This is a genomic window from Pseudomonas sp. 25 R 14, from assembly GCF_900004755.1.
GTDB lineage: Bacteria > Pseudomonadota > Gammaproteobacteria > Pseudomonadales > Pseudomonadaceae > Aquipseudomonas > Aquipseudomonas brenneri.
Window position 1 is genome coordinate 327,509 of the sequence record NZ_CVTS01000038.1, and the last position, 14,440, is coordinate 341,948.

Here is a 14,440-nt window from a genome sequence, read left to right on the forward strand (position 1 = left end):
GACGATCTCGGCGGATACGCCGGACTCAAGAGCCCCATCGCTGGCAAACCAGCGCCTACGCTGGATACACGACCACTATCGTTCAACTTTCCCACGCCCAACCACAAACCATGAGAAGATGCCGCCCCGCGCAATACCCCTACTTGGCTCATGGAGACTGCCCCCCGCATGTTTGAGATCAAACCTGTCGATCCGCAAACCTATCGTCAGCAGACCCGCCGCAGCACATTGATCGTCGCAGTCATCTTCATTGCCCTGGCCATGCTGCTGTCGAGCCTGGCCGTGATGCTGTTTGGCGAGCCCGGCGGCGACAACTTTCGCTTTAATGTCGGTGGTGTGGTGGCTGGCGTCGTGCTGACCATTGCCCTGGTGCGTGGCCCGCTCTGGTCAAAGGCCTGGCTGGCGCCGGCGATCTATGGCTGGCAGCTCAAGCGCAACCTGATGCGGGTGACGAACGTCATGCACAAGGTGACCGAGCGGGCACAGGCCAACGATCCGACAGCGATGAAGCTGCTGCGGTTCTATCACTTGGGACTGACGCAGATGCACGACCTGGATGCCAATTCCAGCGCACAGGTGCAACTGGTCAGCGAGATCGAACAACATAAGGCGCAGATGAAGGCGCTGGGGATCAAGGCAGAGCAAACGCGCTTGGACCCGGCGTGGCTGGAGGCCATGAAGGACAGTTGATCTTGTAGGAGCCCGCTTGCGGACTCCTACAGGAGGGATCAGACGGCGGCGATCGCGCTCAGGTCCAGATGCCCATCCTTGAGCGGCGGGCACCAGTAGTAGCCACCGGTCAACGGCGTACTGATGCGGTACAGGCCATCGACAATCCCGTCTTCCAGGCCGCTCATGCGGCGCAATTGGGCCTCAAAGGCGTCGAAAGAGTGACCGAACGCGAGGAACATTAACCCCGCCTGGCCATTTTCCGCCCAAGGCATGGAGCGGCGCACCACAAAGGCTTCGGGGCTGAAGCTCTCCTGGGCGGTGCGCTTGACGTGGGCGGACTCGGGGGCGTCGTCCAGTTCTTCGTTATCGCCATGGCGACGACCGATGATGTGGTCGCGCTCCTGGGCCGGCAAGGCGGCGAAACCGTCCAGGTCGTGCTGCCATTGCTGGATCGCGGCAAAACTGGCGCCGCTGCCTGCGACTGCAGCTTCGACTGCCGCATCGTCGTGGGGGTTTTCGGTGCCATCTTCGTAGTCGGTCAGGTCGAAGCCGGTCTTGTAGCGGAAACCTTCCGTCATCTGCACCAGGCGAAATGCCGGCGCCAGGGCTTTTTCAAAGGCCCGGCTGCGCAGCAGCAATTCACCCCGGTCTTCGCCATGCAGCCAGCACCATAAGGCCTGCTGGGTCGATGGGTTGTTGGCGCCCGGCCCCGAGGTATGCGGGAAGCTGCGCAGCCCTTCGATGTGCGCGCCGAGTGCCTTGACCAGCGGCTCACCCAAACCCACCACCACTGCCGAGTCGACCAACTGCACCAATGCGTCGAGCGCTGCCGGCACAGCGTCGATGGACTCGACGGTAAAAAACAGATGGCGTGCCTGCAACGGCACCGGTGCGGCAAGAATGCCCGGCTGGTACTGACTCATATGAACTCCTTCAAGAAAGCCGCGTAGTTTACCCGGCACAGCCCCACTGTGCGTAGGGAAATACGTGTAAGCCTTGCAACAGAGCCCTCGGATGGAGGAATCTCTGACCCAAGCTGTGCAACCACTCCAGGGGTAGCGACATGACCACCAATCACCTGCTTGCCAATCTGTTTCCCACCGCCGATGACATTCCCGAACAATTTCGCCTCGCCGCCCCCATCGAGCAACGCGACTACCTGGTCGACGGCCAATTGCATATCTGGGATGGCCCCTTGGCCCAGGTCCGCAGCCCAGTCCAACTGGCGGGCGCTGACGGCGACACGGCGGTCATTATCGGCAGCACGCCGCTGCTGGATGCCGAGACCGCCCTGCTCGCCCTCGACGCCGCAGTGCGCGCCTATGACCGTGGCCAGGGCCAATGGCCAACCCTGCGCGTGGTCGAGCGTATCCAGCACGTCGAGGCGTTTTTGCGGCGCATGCGCGAACAGCGCGATGCCGTGGTGAAACTGCTGATGTGGGAAATCGGCAAGAACCTCAAGGACTCCCAGAAAGAATTCGACCGCACCTGCGACTACATCACCGACACCATCAATGCCCTCAAGGAACTGGACCGTCGCTCCAGCCGCTTTGAACTGGAGCAGGACACCCTGGGGCAAATCCGCCGCGTACCCATGGGCGTGGCGCTGTGCATGGGCCCCTACAACTACCCGCTCAATGAAACCTTCACCACGCTGATCCCGGCCCTGATCATGGGCAACACCGTGGTGTTCAAGCCCGCCAAGCTCGGTGTGCTGCTGATCCGTCCATTACTGGAGGCCTTCCGCGACAGCTTCCCGGCCGGTGTCATCAACGTCATCTATGGCAGCGGCCGTGAGACGGTCAGTGCGCTGATGGCCAGCGGCAAGGTGGATATTTTTGCGTTTATCGGCACCAACAAGGCCGCCAGTGATTTGAAAAAACTGCACCCGCGCCCACACCGCCTGCGTGCAGCACTGGGACTGGATGCGAAAAATCCCGGCATTGTACTGCCGGAGGTCGATCTGGATAACGCGGTCAACGAAGCCGTCACCGGCTCGCTGTCCTTCAACGGCCAGCGCTGCACCGCGCTGAAAATCCTGTTTGTGCATGAAGCCGTGGTCGAGCGTTTCATCGAGAAGTTCAACCACAAACTCGCCACCCTCAAACCGGGCATGCCCTGGGAGGACGGTGTATCGCTGACACCGTTGCCGGAGATAGGCAAGGTCGACTACCTCAACGGCTTGGTGGCCGATGCCGCGCAACACGGGGCCAGGGTGGTGAACACCAATGGCGGTGTCAGCCGTGGCTCGTTCTTCTACCCGGCGGTGCTGTACCCGGTGAACCCGCAGATGCGTGTGTATCACGAGGAACAGTTCGGCCCGGTGGTGCCCATCGTGCCCTACCGCGACCTCGATACGGTGATCGACTACGTCCTGGAATCGGATTTCGGCCAACAACTGAGTATCTTCGGCACCGACCCGGCACAGGTCGGGCGCCTGGTGGACACCTTCGCCAACCAGGTGGGCCGGATCAACATCAACGCCCAATGCCAGCGCGGCCCCGATACGTTCCCGTTCAATGGCCGCAAGAACTCGGCCGAGGGCACACTGTCGGTGCATGACGCCTTGCGGGTGTTTTCAATCCGCACCCTGGTGGCAACCAAGTTCCAGGACAGCAATAAGGCGCTGATCAGCGATATCATTCGTGACCGGGCGTCGAGCTTCCTGACCACCGACTATATTTTCTAACCCCCTATGGGAGCGGGCTTGCCCGCGATGCAGGCACCTCAGTGCAGGTGATGTCATCGCAGGCAAGCCAGCTCCCACATCCAGATGAGGCCCTCTTAATCCCGATGAATCTGCCGCCCTTCGCCCGCCGCCTGTTGCGGCCACTGCTCGATCCCTATCGTCGTTATCGTCACGCCAAGCTGATCCACGCCATACGGGTTTCCATCGGCCTGCTCGCAACCATTCTGCTGACCACCGGTATCAACCTGCCCCACGGTGAATGGGCGTCGGTGACCATGCTGGTAGTGATTGGCGGCTTGCAGCATCACGGCAATATCGGCAAGAAAGCCGTGGAGCGGGCCTATGGCACGCTGATCGGTGCCAGCGTTGGCCTGCTGCTGGTGGCGCAGCAGGCTTACCTCGGCCAACCATTGTTGACCTACCTGTTGATGTCAGTGGTATGCGGCTTCTTTTCCTATCACGCCATCGGCAAGGGTGGGTACACCGCGCTGCTATCAGGGATCACCGTGTTTATCGTCGCCGGCCACGGGGACAACCCACTGTCCGACGGCCTGTGGCGCACCGTCGACATCTTGATCGGCATCGCCCTGGCCCTGGCGTTTTCCTTCGCCCTGCCGCTGTATGCGGTGTATTCCTGGCGCTATAACCTGGCCAGCGCCCTGCGTGATTGCGCCACGCTCTACAGCCGGATCATCAGCGGCCAGTCGGTTACCGATGATGAGCATCTCAAGCTGCTCAATCGCCTGAATGCGGCGATGCTGCAATTGCGTTCGCTGATGCCATCGGTGTCCAAGGAAGTGCGGATCTCCATGACCGAGCTGGACGCGATCCAACGGCATCTGCGCCTGTGCATCAGCACGCTGGAAATTCTTGGCAATACCCGCCCTGATCCACGGGATGAGCAGGCCATGGCGCGCGTGCAGTTGGCGCTCAAGACACAACATCGGCAGATTCGCGTGCAGCTGATCGGGATGGCGCGGGCCCTGCAATCAGGCGCCACACAGCGGTTGGAGCGCCCCGGCCAGGCGGTGCCGGTTACGCAAGCCGCCCTGGAAGCTCCCGTGCACAGCGCGTTAGATGGCTATCGGTTATTGACCGCGCAGTTGGCGGCCAATGTCGACGCGATGCACGCACGATTGGCGAAAAGCGCCAAGGCGTGGAAGATCTGAAGCCTTTTACACAAAAACGTATTCCTACATTTTCTCTTACATTTTTTTCACGATTTATTCACATCCGCAGACGTAGTGTGAAGCCTCATCCGTTACAAACGTTGCACATCAAGCCCGCCGCCCCAGCGGGCTTTTTTTTGCGCGCGATTTGATAAGCCGCACGGGAGCTGTCCTGCTCCCGTACTTGCTTGTGTTGAATGGATCAGCGCGCGGCTTTACTGCTGGCCGGCATGGTGGACTGTTCGCGAATTGCGCGCTGGGTATCGAGTACCCGCGCCAGCGCGGTTTCGGCTTCAGGGCTTTGCTGCGGCACACGAATGGCCGCCGAGACCAGTGTGATCAGCTTGGCCATGACTTCCGCGTCCGTGGCCGGGCGCCCCAGGCTCATGGAGTTCATCAGCAGGCGCAGTTCAGTGCCCGCCATCACCCCGGAAATCGCCTTCAGGGCAAATTGCAGACGCACCCCCAGCTCATTGCGCGGCAGGTCGGGCAACGCCAGGGCGAAGGCTTCGAAGAAGCGCTGGAACACCGGCTGGTAGTGGACCTTGAGGTATTCCTGGATGAACGGCGAAGTATCGCTGTAGACCCGGCCGAGGAAGCGGATGAAGGAGCGCCCTTCACCGCTGGCCGGATCACTGCGCTCCAGGCCCATGGCCGGGGCGAACAGAACACCGAGCAAAGTATCGCAATCGAGCGGGCCGTCAGACTCGGCCTCGCAGCGGGCAAGCAACTCCAGGCGCTGCTCGTTGAGCGGCTCCAGGCGTTGCATCAGTAATGTTTTCATCAGGGAGTCCTTGTCCCCGAAATGATAATTTACCGCGGCGAGGTTGACCTGAGCCTTCTCGGTGATTTGCCGCAACAACACGGCGTCGTAGCCGTACTTGATGAAAAGAGCCTCTGTCGCATCCAGCAGTCGAGTCTTGGTTACATTTGGAGCGCTGAGTTTCTTCGCGACCATATAAGTTCCACGGGGGAAATATGTTTTAAAACAAAATTTGATTTTTTATACCGGGGCGGGTGCGCGAAAGCAAGCAGTGACACTGCACCCTACTATCCAAACGCATTGCTGGTCGCCCTTTAAACGGTTTCCAAAGAGTAGGCCCAGGCGTTTTCCAGCGGTTGGCATCGGCTCTGCCACGGGAAAAACCGCTCTATGTCTGTAGCTGGCGAAGCCGCTGGATCACAGTTACTATTCAAACAATGTTTTTAAAAAAAGAATAAAAACCAGCTGTTGGCAGCCACACCGCAGGCCCTGAAGATGTTACAAATATTTTCAGGATGCGCCGGATTGCCAAAGCGCAAGGCGTAGTCATGATGACAGATACCCCAACGCTCCCAGGCTTTATTTCTCTGCAAGGCATCGGTAAAAGCTATCAATTGGCCGGACAGCACCTGGCCATTCTCAATGATGTCAACCTGTCCATCGCACGCGGAGAAAGCTGCGGCATCCTCGGCGCCTCCGGTTCCGGCAAAAGTACCCTGCTCAATATCCTCGGCCTGCTGGACCTGCCCGACTGCGGCGCCTATCGCTTCGCCGGCCATGACATTTTCAACGCCACGCCGGATCAACTGGCCGCCATCCGCAACCAGCAGATCGGCTTTGTCTTCCAGAGTTTCAACCTGCTGCCACGCCTCAGCGCCCTGGACAATGTCGCCCTGCCCCTGAGTTATCGCGGCGTATCGCGCCAGGAGTCGGTGGCGCGCGCCCTGCATATGCTGGAGCAGGTAGGCCTGGCCGAACGGGCCCATCATCGCCCCGCCGACCTGTCCGGTGGCCAGCGCCAGCGGGTGGCGATTGCCCGGGCCCTGGTGGGCGCGCCGGCGGTGATCCTGGCTGACGAGCCCACCGGCAACCTCGACAGCCACACCGCCCAGGACATCATGGATCTGCTGCTGGCCCTGAACCACGAGCAAGGCGTCACGTTGATCATCGTCACCCACGACCCGCATATCGCCGAACGCCTGAATCGCCAGATCCTGGTACGCAATGGCGTGGTCCATGAGGCGCAGTGCGTATGAGCCTGCGGGTCGAACAGAGCCTGAGCCAGTTGCTGCACGAAGCGTTTGTCAGCCTGCGAACCCTGGGCAAGCGCTCCATCCTGGCCTTGCTGGGGATCGTCATCGGCAGTTCATCGGTGGTCGCGCTGATCAATATCGGGCATAACGCCGCCGAAGATGCAGCCATGATTTTCAAGGACATGGGCACCGATACCCTGGTGGCGCAGTTCCCGCCCAAGGGCAACAGCACCGTGCCGATGCCAACCACCCTGGACCTGCAGGCCGTACGCCAGGCTGTGCCAGGCATCGCCCACATCGGTGCGATTTCCTCGTTTAGCGGGCCGGTCGTCTTTCATGGTCGCACCACCAACACCGGCTTGATTGGCAGCACCCCCGGCCTCAAGGACGCCATGCGCCTGGCGCTGCGCGAAGGTCGCTTCCTGTCCGAGTTCGACAGCGGCGAAACCTACGCGGTGGTCGGCGATCAGATCGCCCAAGCGTTGAGCATGCCCGGTGACCCGTTACGCCTGGGCGATCGGGTACGGGTCAACGACTATCTGTTCCTCATCATCGGTATCCTGCAGAACCAACCGCGCTCGATGCTGATTCCAGTGCAAACCAACGAGTCACTGTTCATCCCCGCAGCGGGAATGCGCCGTATCTATTCCTCGCCGCAGGTCGGCAGTGTGGTCCTGCGCGCGACGCCAGGCCAGGACATGGAGCGCATCGCATCCGATGCCACCAAAGCCTTGAGCGCTCAACTCATGGACCACACCGTCGAGATCCAGATCCCCCAGCAAATGATCGACGGCATGACCCGGCAAAGCCGTACATTCGCCTATCTATTGCTGGCCCTGGGGGCCATCTCCCTGGTGGGCGGCGGGGTCGGCGTGATGAATGTGATGCTGATGAACGTCTCGGAACGCCGCCGGGAAATCGGTATCCGCATGGCCCTGGGTGCTCGCCAGCGGGATATCCGCAACCTGTTCCTGCTCGAAGCCGTCACCCTCACCGCCGTCGGCGCGCTGTGTGGCGCGGTAATGGGCATGGGGGCAGCCTATCTCTACGCCTGGCTATCGGGCTGGCAGTTTTCCCTGGCCGTCTCGGCCCTGCCCCTGGGCGTGGGCAGTACGTTGTTGGTGGGATTGTTTTTCGGCATCTACCCGGCCATTTCGGCGTCACGCTTGCAGCCAGTGGAGGCCCTGCGTGATGAATAAACCCCTGCTGCTGCTGATCGCCCTGGCAAGCCTGCCCTGTGTGGCCGCCGACATCGTGATCCGCCCTTCGGCGCCGACCACCACCCGCAGCGGCTATGAGCGCAGTGTCTCACTCAATGCCCAACTCACCACCCTGACACTGGGCGATGCGGTGTACCTGGGCCTGCGCAACAACCCGGCGATTCGCAGCGCGTACCTGCAACGGGTGGCACAGAAGTTCGACCTGCGGGTGGCCGAAGACGCCTTCAACCCCAAGCTGGTACTCAACAGTGCCTACCGCACCACCCAGGGCAGCGACGACCGCGCCCGGAATGCCAACCTGGCACCCACCACCAGCTTGCTTGGCGAATACGGCACCCGGCTGAGCATGGGCTGGACCCAACAACTGAACAATGCCAACCGCGCCGGGCGCTACCGCAGCGACGGCCTGGACCTGGCCGTCATCCAGCCGCTGATGCGCGGTGCCGGCTGGGACGCCACCACTGCACCGCTACGTTTGTCGCGTCTTTCCGAACAGGCCAACCGCTTGAACCTCAAGGCCAACGTCGCACAGACCATCAGCCAGATCATCGCCACCTACCGTGAATTGCTGCGGGCCCAGGAGCAACTGAGCATCGCCCAGGAAGCGCTCAAGCGTTCCAATACCCTGCTGGAGGTAAACAAGGCGTTGATCAATGCAGGGCGCATGGCCGAGTTCGAAATCGTCCAGACCGAAGCCGACATCGCCTCGCAGCAATTGAGTGTCGAGGAAGCCCAGAACCAGTTGGATATGAGTCGTCTGTCGTTGCTGCGCCTGCTGGCTCTGGACCTGGCGACACCGATCCGTGCCACCGAAGCCCTGGAAGCCTCGCGCATGGACATCGACAAACGCGAAGCCTTCAACCTGGCGCAGAACCAGCAACCTGAATACCTCGCGGCCCTGCTGGGCAGCCAGCAGGCTGATCTCAACCTGGTGATCGCCAAGGATTCCGGGCGCTGGCAGGTCGATCTGGTGGGTGGGGCCAATCAGATCCGCGCCAACACGGATAACGACGCGGGCAGCACCAGCAATCGGCGTTGGGACAGTTATGCCGGTGTCCAGGTGCGTATTCCCATCGGCGATATCAGTACCCGACAGGCTGAAGTCCGCGCACGGGTCGATGTGGAGAACCAGGCCATCCTGATCACCGACGCGCGCCAGGAACTGGAGCGCAGCGTCAATAACGTGGTGCGCGACCTTGGCACCCGCTGGCGCCAGTATGAAATTGCCCAGCGGGCCGTGGAACTGTCCCGGCGCAAGATCGAGATCGAGCGGGAAAAACTTGGCGCCGGGCGCTCCACCAACTTCCAGGTGCTGAGTTTCGAAGCTGACTTGCGCAGTGCCGAAAACTCCCGCCTCAATGCGCTGATTGCTTATTTGAATGCCCAGACCCAGCTCGACCTGACGCTGGGCATGACCTTGGAAAGTTGGGAAATCGCCCTCAATGACTACTAGAAAAGCCCTGCTGGGCGCTGGACTGCTGATACTGCTGGGCGCTGCCGGATTCGCGCTGCTCAGTCGACCAACGCCTGCCGCCGATCAGGCTGGCACAGCCGAGCAATGGCTGGAGGTGAAAAGTGACTCCCTGGTGCACCAGATCGGTCTGGTAGGCAAGATCGAACCGGATACCACCATGACCCTCACGGCCCCCTTCGATGGCAACGTGCAAGCCAACCTGGTGGAACAGGGCCAACGGGTCGAAGCTGGCCAGGTCCTGTTGCGCATGGACCCTGCCACCCTTGAAGTGCAACTGCGCGAAGCCCTCTCCACACAACTCAAAGCCCGGCGTACCGTGCAGGAAATGCAGGACTGGGACGCCGGCCCAACCGTCAGCCGCGCCCGGCGCAGCCTGCGCACCTCGCAAATGAGTGCTGACAACACCCAGCGCAAACTGCTTGAAAGCGAAAACCTGTTCAAGCGCGGCATCATCCCGCGCAATGAATTGGACGACCTCAAGCAACAGGCCCAGCAGCAACAACTGGACCTCAGCGCTGCCCGCAGCGAACTGCAGCAGGCCCTGGACCAGGGCAAGGGCGAGTACCGGCAGATTGCAGACATGGAATTGACCAATGCCACGGTCAAGTACGAGGCCCTGCGCAAACTGCTCGAAGGCCAGGAGGTCAAGGCACCGTTTTCCGGGATCGTCGTGCCCGCGCCAGGCAGCAACAGCCCCCAGGGCGGCGGTAACAGCAACCCACCGGTACAGGCCGGGAGCAAGGTCGGCCAGGGCCAGGTGCTGTTCGGGCTGGCCAATATCGAACGCCTGAAGATCGTCGCCAAAGTCTCGGAACTGGATATCAACCAATTGCATCAGGGCCAGCCGGTGGAGGTCATGGGCGACGGTTTTGATGGCGAGCACCTGAGTGGTTCAGTCAGTGTGGTCAGCGGCCTGGCGATCGCCAATGATAACCAGGGCAGCGCGCAATTCCAGGTGACCCTGTCCATTCCCAAATTGACCGAGAAACAGCTGCAAAGGGTCCGCCTGGGCATGAGCGCCCGCCTGACCATCGTGACCTATAACAATGAGCAGGCGATCATCGTGCCGGCCCAGGCGATCAGCCAGGATGCCGGGACCATGAGCGTGGAGTACCGGACGGCGATGGACAAGCCGGTGGAACGGGTGACGGTCACCACCGGCCAGTCCACCGCGCAGGGCGTGGAAGTGTTCGGGCTCAAGCCCGGTTTCGTAAAAATGGATGCGACCCCAAATTAAACGCAGATCCATTTTTGTAGGAGCGTTAACGTTGATGCCAACGCTTTAGCTTGAAGCGCCACATCCGTCACCGCCGTACTCTCCCACCACATGCCGCGCAGCGGTGGGCCCATGGCAAACAACCGCTCACTGACCACGCCCTGCTCGTCCAGCACCGCCCCCGATGCATCCGTCGCAATCCCCAAGGCCAATGGCCCAGGCTTGATCAAGCCGCGTGCCAGCAGTTGCCGGGGCAACGGCCGGGCCACGCGGCGCCAGTCATATTCGATCCCGCTGGAGTTGATCAACGCCGCGCCACTGACGTGGGTGGTGTGCTGTTCGCCACGACGGCGCAGGCGCAGGGTCACTTCGCCGTTTACCGTGGGTTCAAGGCCCTGGAACGATGCCGCCTGGATCCGCAGGCGCCCTTCCTCATGCAGCCGCGCTACCAACTCGGCGCTCAGGGGTGGCGAGCGATGGTGATGGCTCTCCCACCAGGGCCGTACATGGCGTACGAACTGGCGCTTCTGGCGTTCGCTGGCCTGGCTCCATAAACGGCCGATATGGGCACGTACGGTATCCAGTGGCGCTTGCCAGTCGATGCCCTGGGCCAGGGCGCTCTGGCATTGGCGGCGCACTTCGCGCAGTAATTGCAGCGGGCTGCGCAGGCTGTGATCTTCAGCGAGAAAGTCCACCCAGGCCGGTGGTTGCCGGCGCACATGGGGCAGCAGGCCATGGCGCGAAAAAATTTCGATCGGCCCGCGATGGCCAGCCTGCTCCAGTGACACCACGGCATCGACCATGGTCAGGCCGGAGCCGATGATCAGCACAGTCGACTGGGGGTCCAGTTGCGTCATGGCGTGCACATCCCACGGGTCCACTGCCGCCGCATTCAAGCCACTGGATTGGGTTTGTGGCGTGCGCGCCGCCGGGAACATGCCGGTGGCCAGCACGGCCTGGGCACCGTGCAGTTGTTGGCCGTCATCCAGGGTCAGGCGCACACCGGCCGGCTCCACCTGCACGTCGACGACCTCGGCGCGAATATGCTCCACCGTTGACGCCGATCCCGCCCGAGCCTGGGCCAGACGCTGTTGCGCGTACAGGCCAAAGATCCCCCGGGGTGGGAACAGCTCGCTGACAGGCACATGTTGCTGGTCCGATTCCGGCCAGCCGCCAGCGGCGATGTACTCGGTCAACCAGTGGGTCAAGTCATCGGCATTGTCCGGGTCCACACTCATGCGCGCGGCATTGCCATTGAGGGTGTGCCCCAACTCTACCGCGCTATAGGCCTCGCCACGCCCAAGTTCTGCGCGCGGCTCGATCAGCAGAATCTGCCGGGCGCCCGGCAAACGCAGCAACTGCACGGCCAGCATCGTACCGCTCAGGCCACCACCGATGATCAGCACATCGGCCTTGCGAATGGCCCCAGTCGCCTGTCCGCGTTCGGTTTCACTCATGAAAATACGCCCTTACCGTTTACCCGGATAAATAGCATGCCAGTTGCCCCGCGCCCAGTATCTGACACATGCGGTGGTTCCGCTGGCTGAAAAATTTGCATCGACACTGAGCGATTGGTGGCCGGTTTCTTTCGTTAAATAGCCAGGCCTGGTCCATTGCAGGAGTTACGCCAAGGTTGAAAAGCCCAATAACGCCTCAGCTTCAGATAGCCGCGTGAACACTCCACACATCCATAAACCAGCAAACTGTTGATTGAGTGTTGGCTGGCCAACAGTTGCAAATCAAGGCACAAACGCCCTGCATTTTATCGTTTTCAATGAAACTGTTAGCGGCATTAGTGGCTTTTTTCGCCTACCGGGAACGCACACCATGGATTGCATCACGCATTCATACCTGATGCCCGGAGCCTGCCATGCACCTCAAACACCCTTTCAGTTGGTCTGCCCTTGCCTTGACGATTGCCATCGGCAGCCAGGCCGCCCAGGCCGCCACCCCGACGAACTTGCCCAGCGAGCAGAACCTGGGCGTCATCGAGCAGGTGTTCGCCTTCCACGACGCCATGCCCACCGGCGTCAGCGTTGCCGAAAACGGGCGCATTTTTGTCAACTTTCCACGTTGGGGCGACGCAGTCCCGTTCACCGTCGGTGAACTGCGCGATGGCAAGGTCGTGCCCTACCCTGACCTGGCAATGAACCAGGCCGACCCAAAGGACCCGGCCAAGGGTTTTATCAGTGTGCAAAGTGTGGTGGCTGATGGGCGCGGGCGCATCTGGATCCTGGACACCGCCGCACCCGGCTTCTCGACGCCGACACCTGGCGGCGCCAAGCTGGTCGCCGTCGACCTGGCCACCAATCAAGTGGTCAAGACCCTGGTCTTCCCGAAAAACGTCATGCTGCCCAGCACCTACGTCAACGACATGCGCTTTGATTTTCGGGTGGGCGACGAGGGGGTGATCTACATCACCGACTCGTCCCTCTCCGGCCCCGGGGCGATCATTGTCATGGATATCGCCAGCGGTACGGCCATACGCCGGCTCAGTGGTGCCGTCTCGACGTCGGTCGACCCACACTTCGTGCCCAAGGTCGAAGGCCAGGTCCTCAAGGTGCGCGGTGCCGACGGCAGCACCCGACCTTTCTCGGTGGCATCCGATGGCATCGCCCTGTCGGCTGACGGCCAGACCTTATATTTCTGCCCACTGTCGAGCCGCCACCTGTATGCCGTGCCGACCGCGCTGCTGCGTGATCCCTCGGTCAGCGAAACGCGGCTCGACATGGCGGTCCAGGACCTTGGGGAAAAAGGCGCCTCCGATGGACTTGAGGCCGATGCGGCCGGTGCCCTCTATGCCGGCGACTACGAACACAACAGCGTGCGCAAACGCCTGGCGGATGGGCAGTGGCAGACCATCGTCCACGACCCGCGTGTGCTCTGGCCCGACACCTTGTCGATCGGCCCCGACGGTTATCTGTATTTCATGGCCAACCAGTTGCATCGCCAGGGCATCTTTCACGCCGGCAAGGATTTGCGCCAGAAACCCTACAGCCTGTTGCGGGTGAAGATCGATGCCGCACCCGCGCCCACGCGCTAGACATCGTTTCAGTCACCCCCTGACGAGGCTGCACGATGAACATCGAAGCGCTGAAACTGTTCATGCGTTCAACGGAGCTGGGCAACATCACCGCCGCCGGCAGGGAGCTGGGGCTGGCGCCCTCGGTGGCCAGCCATAAACTGGCCAAGCTTGAAGAAAACCTGGGCATGCGCCTGCTGCACCGCACCACCCGGCAGGTCAGCCTGACCGAAGACGGCGCGGTGTTCCTGCCCCATGCGATCCGGGTGCTGGCAGCCGTGGACGAAGCCTATTTCGTGGCGGTCAAGGGCGAGGATGTGCCCAAGCGGATACTGCGCGTCTCGGCCCCCGGCTCCTTCACACGCATGTGCCTGATGCCGGCGATTACTCGATTCCTGCACGCCAATCCAAAACTGAAGATCGACCTGATCCTCTCCGATGAACTACAGGACCTGACCGAGATTGGCATTGATGTGGCGATCCGCATCGCGGCCCTCAAGGACTCATCCCAGGTGGCCCGCAGGATCGGCTGCGACCAGCGTGTGTTATGTGCAGCGCCGGCTTACCTCAAGGCCCATGGCGAGCCCGTGGTGCCCGCCGACCTGATCAAGCACGCCTGCATCCTGCTGGGCGATGAGGATCACTGGCGCTTCATCGGCGCGCCGTCCACCGATGCCCCGGCGATCAGCGGCTCGCTGCGGGTCAATTGCGGCGAAAGCGCACGACTTGCCGCTGTCGATGGCCTGGGCATCGCCTCCATTTCCCTGTGGAACGCCAGGGCTGCGCTGGACAGCGGCGCACTGGTGCACATCATGCCGTCCCACACCCTGGAGCAGACGCGGGATATCTGGGCGATTTACCCCAGCGCCCGCCTGATTTCCTCCAAGGCCCGCGCCTTTGTCGAGTTCATGAGCGCCGAATTCCAGGGCGACGCCTGACCTCCCCCGTTCAATCACTGTGAA

At 61.6% G+C, this 14,440-nt stretch carries 12 protein-coding genes; 9 read left to right on the forward strand and 3 right to left on the reverse strand.

Annotated features, from left to right (window positions below; all coding sequences use genetic code 11):
- Positions 1 to 168: 168 nt before the first annotated feature.
- Positions 169 to 690 (forward strand): DUF3087 family protein, encoded by a 522-nt coding sequence (locus BFQ03_RS11355; protein ID WP_065943113.1) that lies wholly within the window; start codon positions 169 to 171, stop codon positions 688 to 690.
- Positions 691 to 728: 38 nt separating this feature from the next.
- Here the strand turns inward: BFQ03_RS11355 and BFQ03_RS11360 are convergent, their stop codons facing one another.
- Positions 729 to 1,595, reverse strand: a complete 867-nt coding sequence (locus BFQ03_RS11360; RefSeq protein ID WP_065943114.1) for a Dyp-type peroxidase — start codon at positions 1,593 to 1,595, stop codon at positions 729 to 731.
- 140 nt (positions 1,596 to 1,735) lie between these two features.
- Here BFQ03_RS11360 and BFQ03_RS11365 point away from each other — a divergent pair, with 140 nt between their 5' ends.
- Positions 1,736 to 3,361: an NADP-dependent glyceraldehyde-3-phosphate dehydrogenase gene (locus BFQ03_RS11365; protein WP_065943115.1), complete on the forward strand. Its 1,626-nt coding sequence runs from the start codon at positions 1,736 to 1,738 to the stop codon at positions 3,359 to 3,361.
- A 104-nt stretch (positions 3,362 to 3,465) separates the two neighbouring features.
- Positions 3,466 to 4,530 (forward strand): FUSC family protein, encoded by a 1,065-nt coding sequence (locus BFQ03_RS11370; protein WP_032861326.1) that lies wholly within the window; start codon positions 3,466 to 3,468, stop codon positions 4,528 to 4,530.
- A 202-nt stretch (positions 4,531 to 4,732) separates the two neighbouring features.
- Here BFQ03_RS11370 and BFQ03_RS11375 read toward each other — a convergent pair whose 3' ends face one another.
- Complete coding sequence (locus tag BFQ03_RS11375; RefSeq protein ID WP_032861327.1) at positions 4,733 to 5,488, reverse strand: TetR/AcrR family transcriptional regulator; 756 nt, start codon at positions 5,486 to 5,488, stop codon at positions 4,733 to 4,735.
- Between the two features lie 353 nt (positions 5,489 to 5,841).
- Here BFQ03_RS11375 and BFQ03_RS11380 point away from each other — a divergent pair, with 353 nt between their 5' ends.
- Genes BFQ03_RS11380 through BFQ03_RS11395 form a run of 4 tightly spaced genes read left to right on the forward strand, consistent with a single transcriptional unit; the run spans position 5,842 to position 10,477 of the window.
- Complete coding sequence (locus BFQ03_RS11380; RefSeq protein ID WP_032861329.1) at positions 5,842 to 6,549, forward strand: ABC transporter ATP-binding protein; 708 nt, start codon at positions 5,842 to 5,844, stop codon at positions 6,547 to 6,549.
- A complete protein-coding gene (locus BFQ03_RS11385; RefSeq protein ID WP_065943116.1) occupies positions 6,546 to 7,745 on the forward strand; it encodes an ABC transporter permease in 1,200 nt (399 codons plus the stop codon). The genes BFQ03_RS11380 and BFQ03_RS11385 overlap by 4 nt, the downstream gene beginning before the upstream one ends.
- Positions 7,738 to 9,219 carry a TolC family protein gene (locus BFQ03_RS11390; protein ID WP_065943117.1) on the forward strand — a complete coding sequence of 494 codons (1,482 nt, stop codon included), beginning with the start codon at positions 7,738 to 7,740 and terminating at the stop codon, positions 9,217 to 9,219. Before BFQ03_RS11385 ends, BFQ03_RS11390 begins: the two co-directional genes overlap by 8 nt.
- Positions 9,209 to 10,477 carry an efflux RND transporter periplasmic adaptor subunit gene (locus BFQ03_RS11395; RefSeq protein ID WP_065943118.1) on the forward strand — a complete coding sequence of 423 codons (1,269 nt, stop codon included), beginning with the start codon at positions 9,209 to 9,211 and terminating at the stop codon, positions 10,475 to 10,477. The genes BFQ03_RS11390 and BFQ03_RS11395 overlap by 11 nt, the downstream gene beginning before the upstream one ends.
- Here BFQ03_RS11395 and BFQ03_RS11400 read toward each other — a convergent pair.
- Positions 10,474 to 11,913, reverse strand: a complete 1,440-nt coding sequence (locus tag BFQ03_RS11400) for an FAD/NAD(P)-binding protein (RefSeq protein WP_065943119.1) — start codon at positions 11,911 to 11,913, stop codon at positions 10,474 to 10,476. The two genes, BFQ03_RS11395 and BFQ03_RS11400, sit on opposite strands and share 4 nt — an antisense overlap.
- A 413-nt stretch (positions 11,914 to 12,326) precedes the next feature.
- On the opposite strand from BFQ03_RS11400, the gene BFQ03_RS11405 reads away from it, so the two are divergent.
- Positions 12,327 to 13,499: an L-dopachrome tautomerase-related protein gene (locus BFQ03_RS11405; protein WP_065943120.1), complete on the forward strand. Its 1,173-nt coding sequence runs from the start codon at positions 12,327 to 12,329 to the stop codon at positions 13,497 to 13,499.
- Positions 13,500 to 13,534: 35 nt separating this feature from the next.
- Positions 13,535 to 14,416, forward strand: coding sequence for a LysR family transcriptional regulator (locus BFQ03_RS11410; RefSeq protein WP_065943121.1), 882 nt, complete (start codon positions 13,535 to 13,537; stop codon positions 14,414 to 14,416).
- Positions 14,417 to 14,440: the final 24 nt, after the last annotated feature.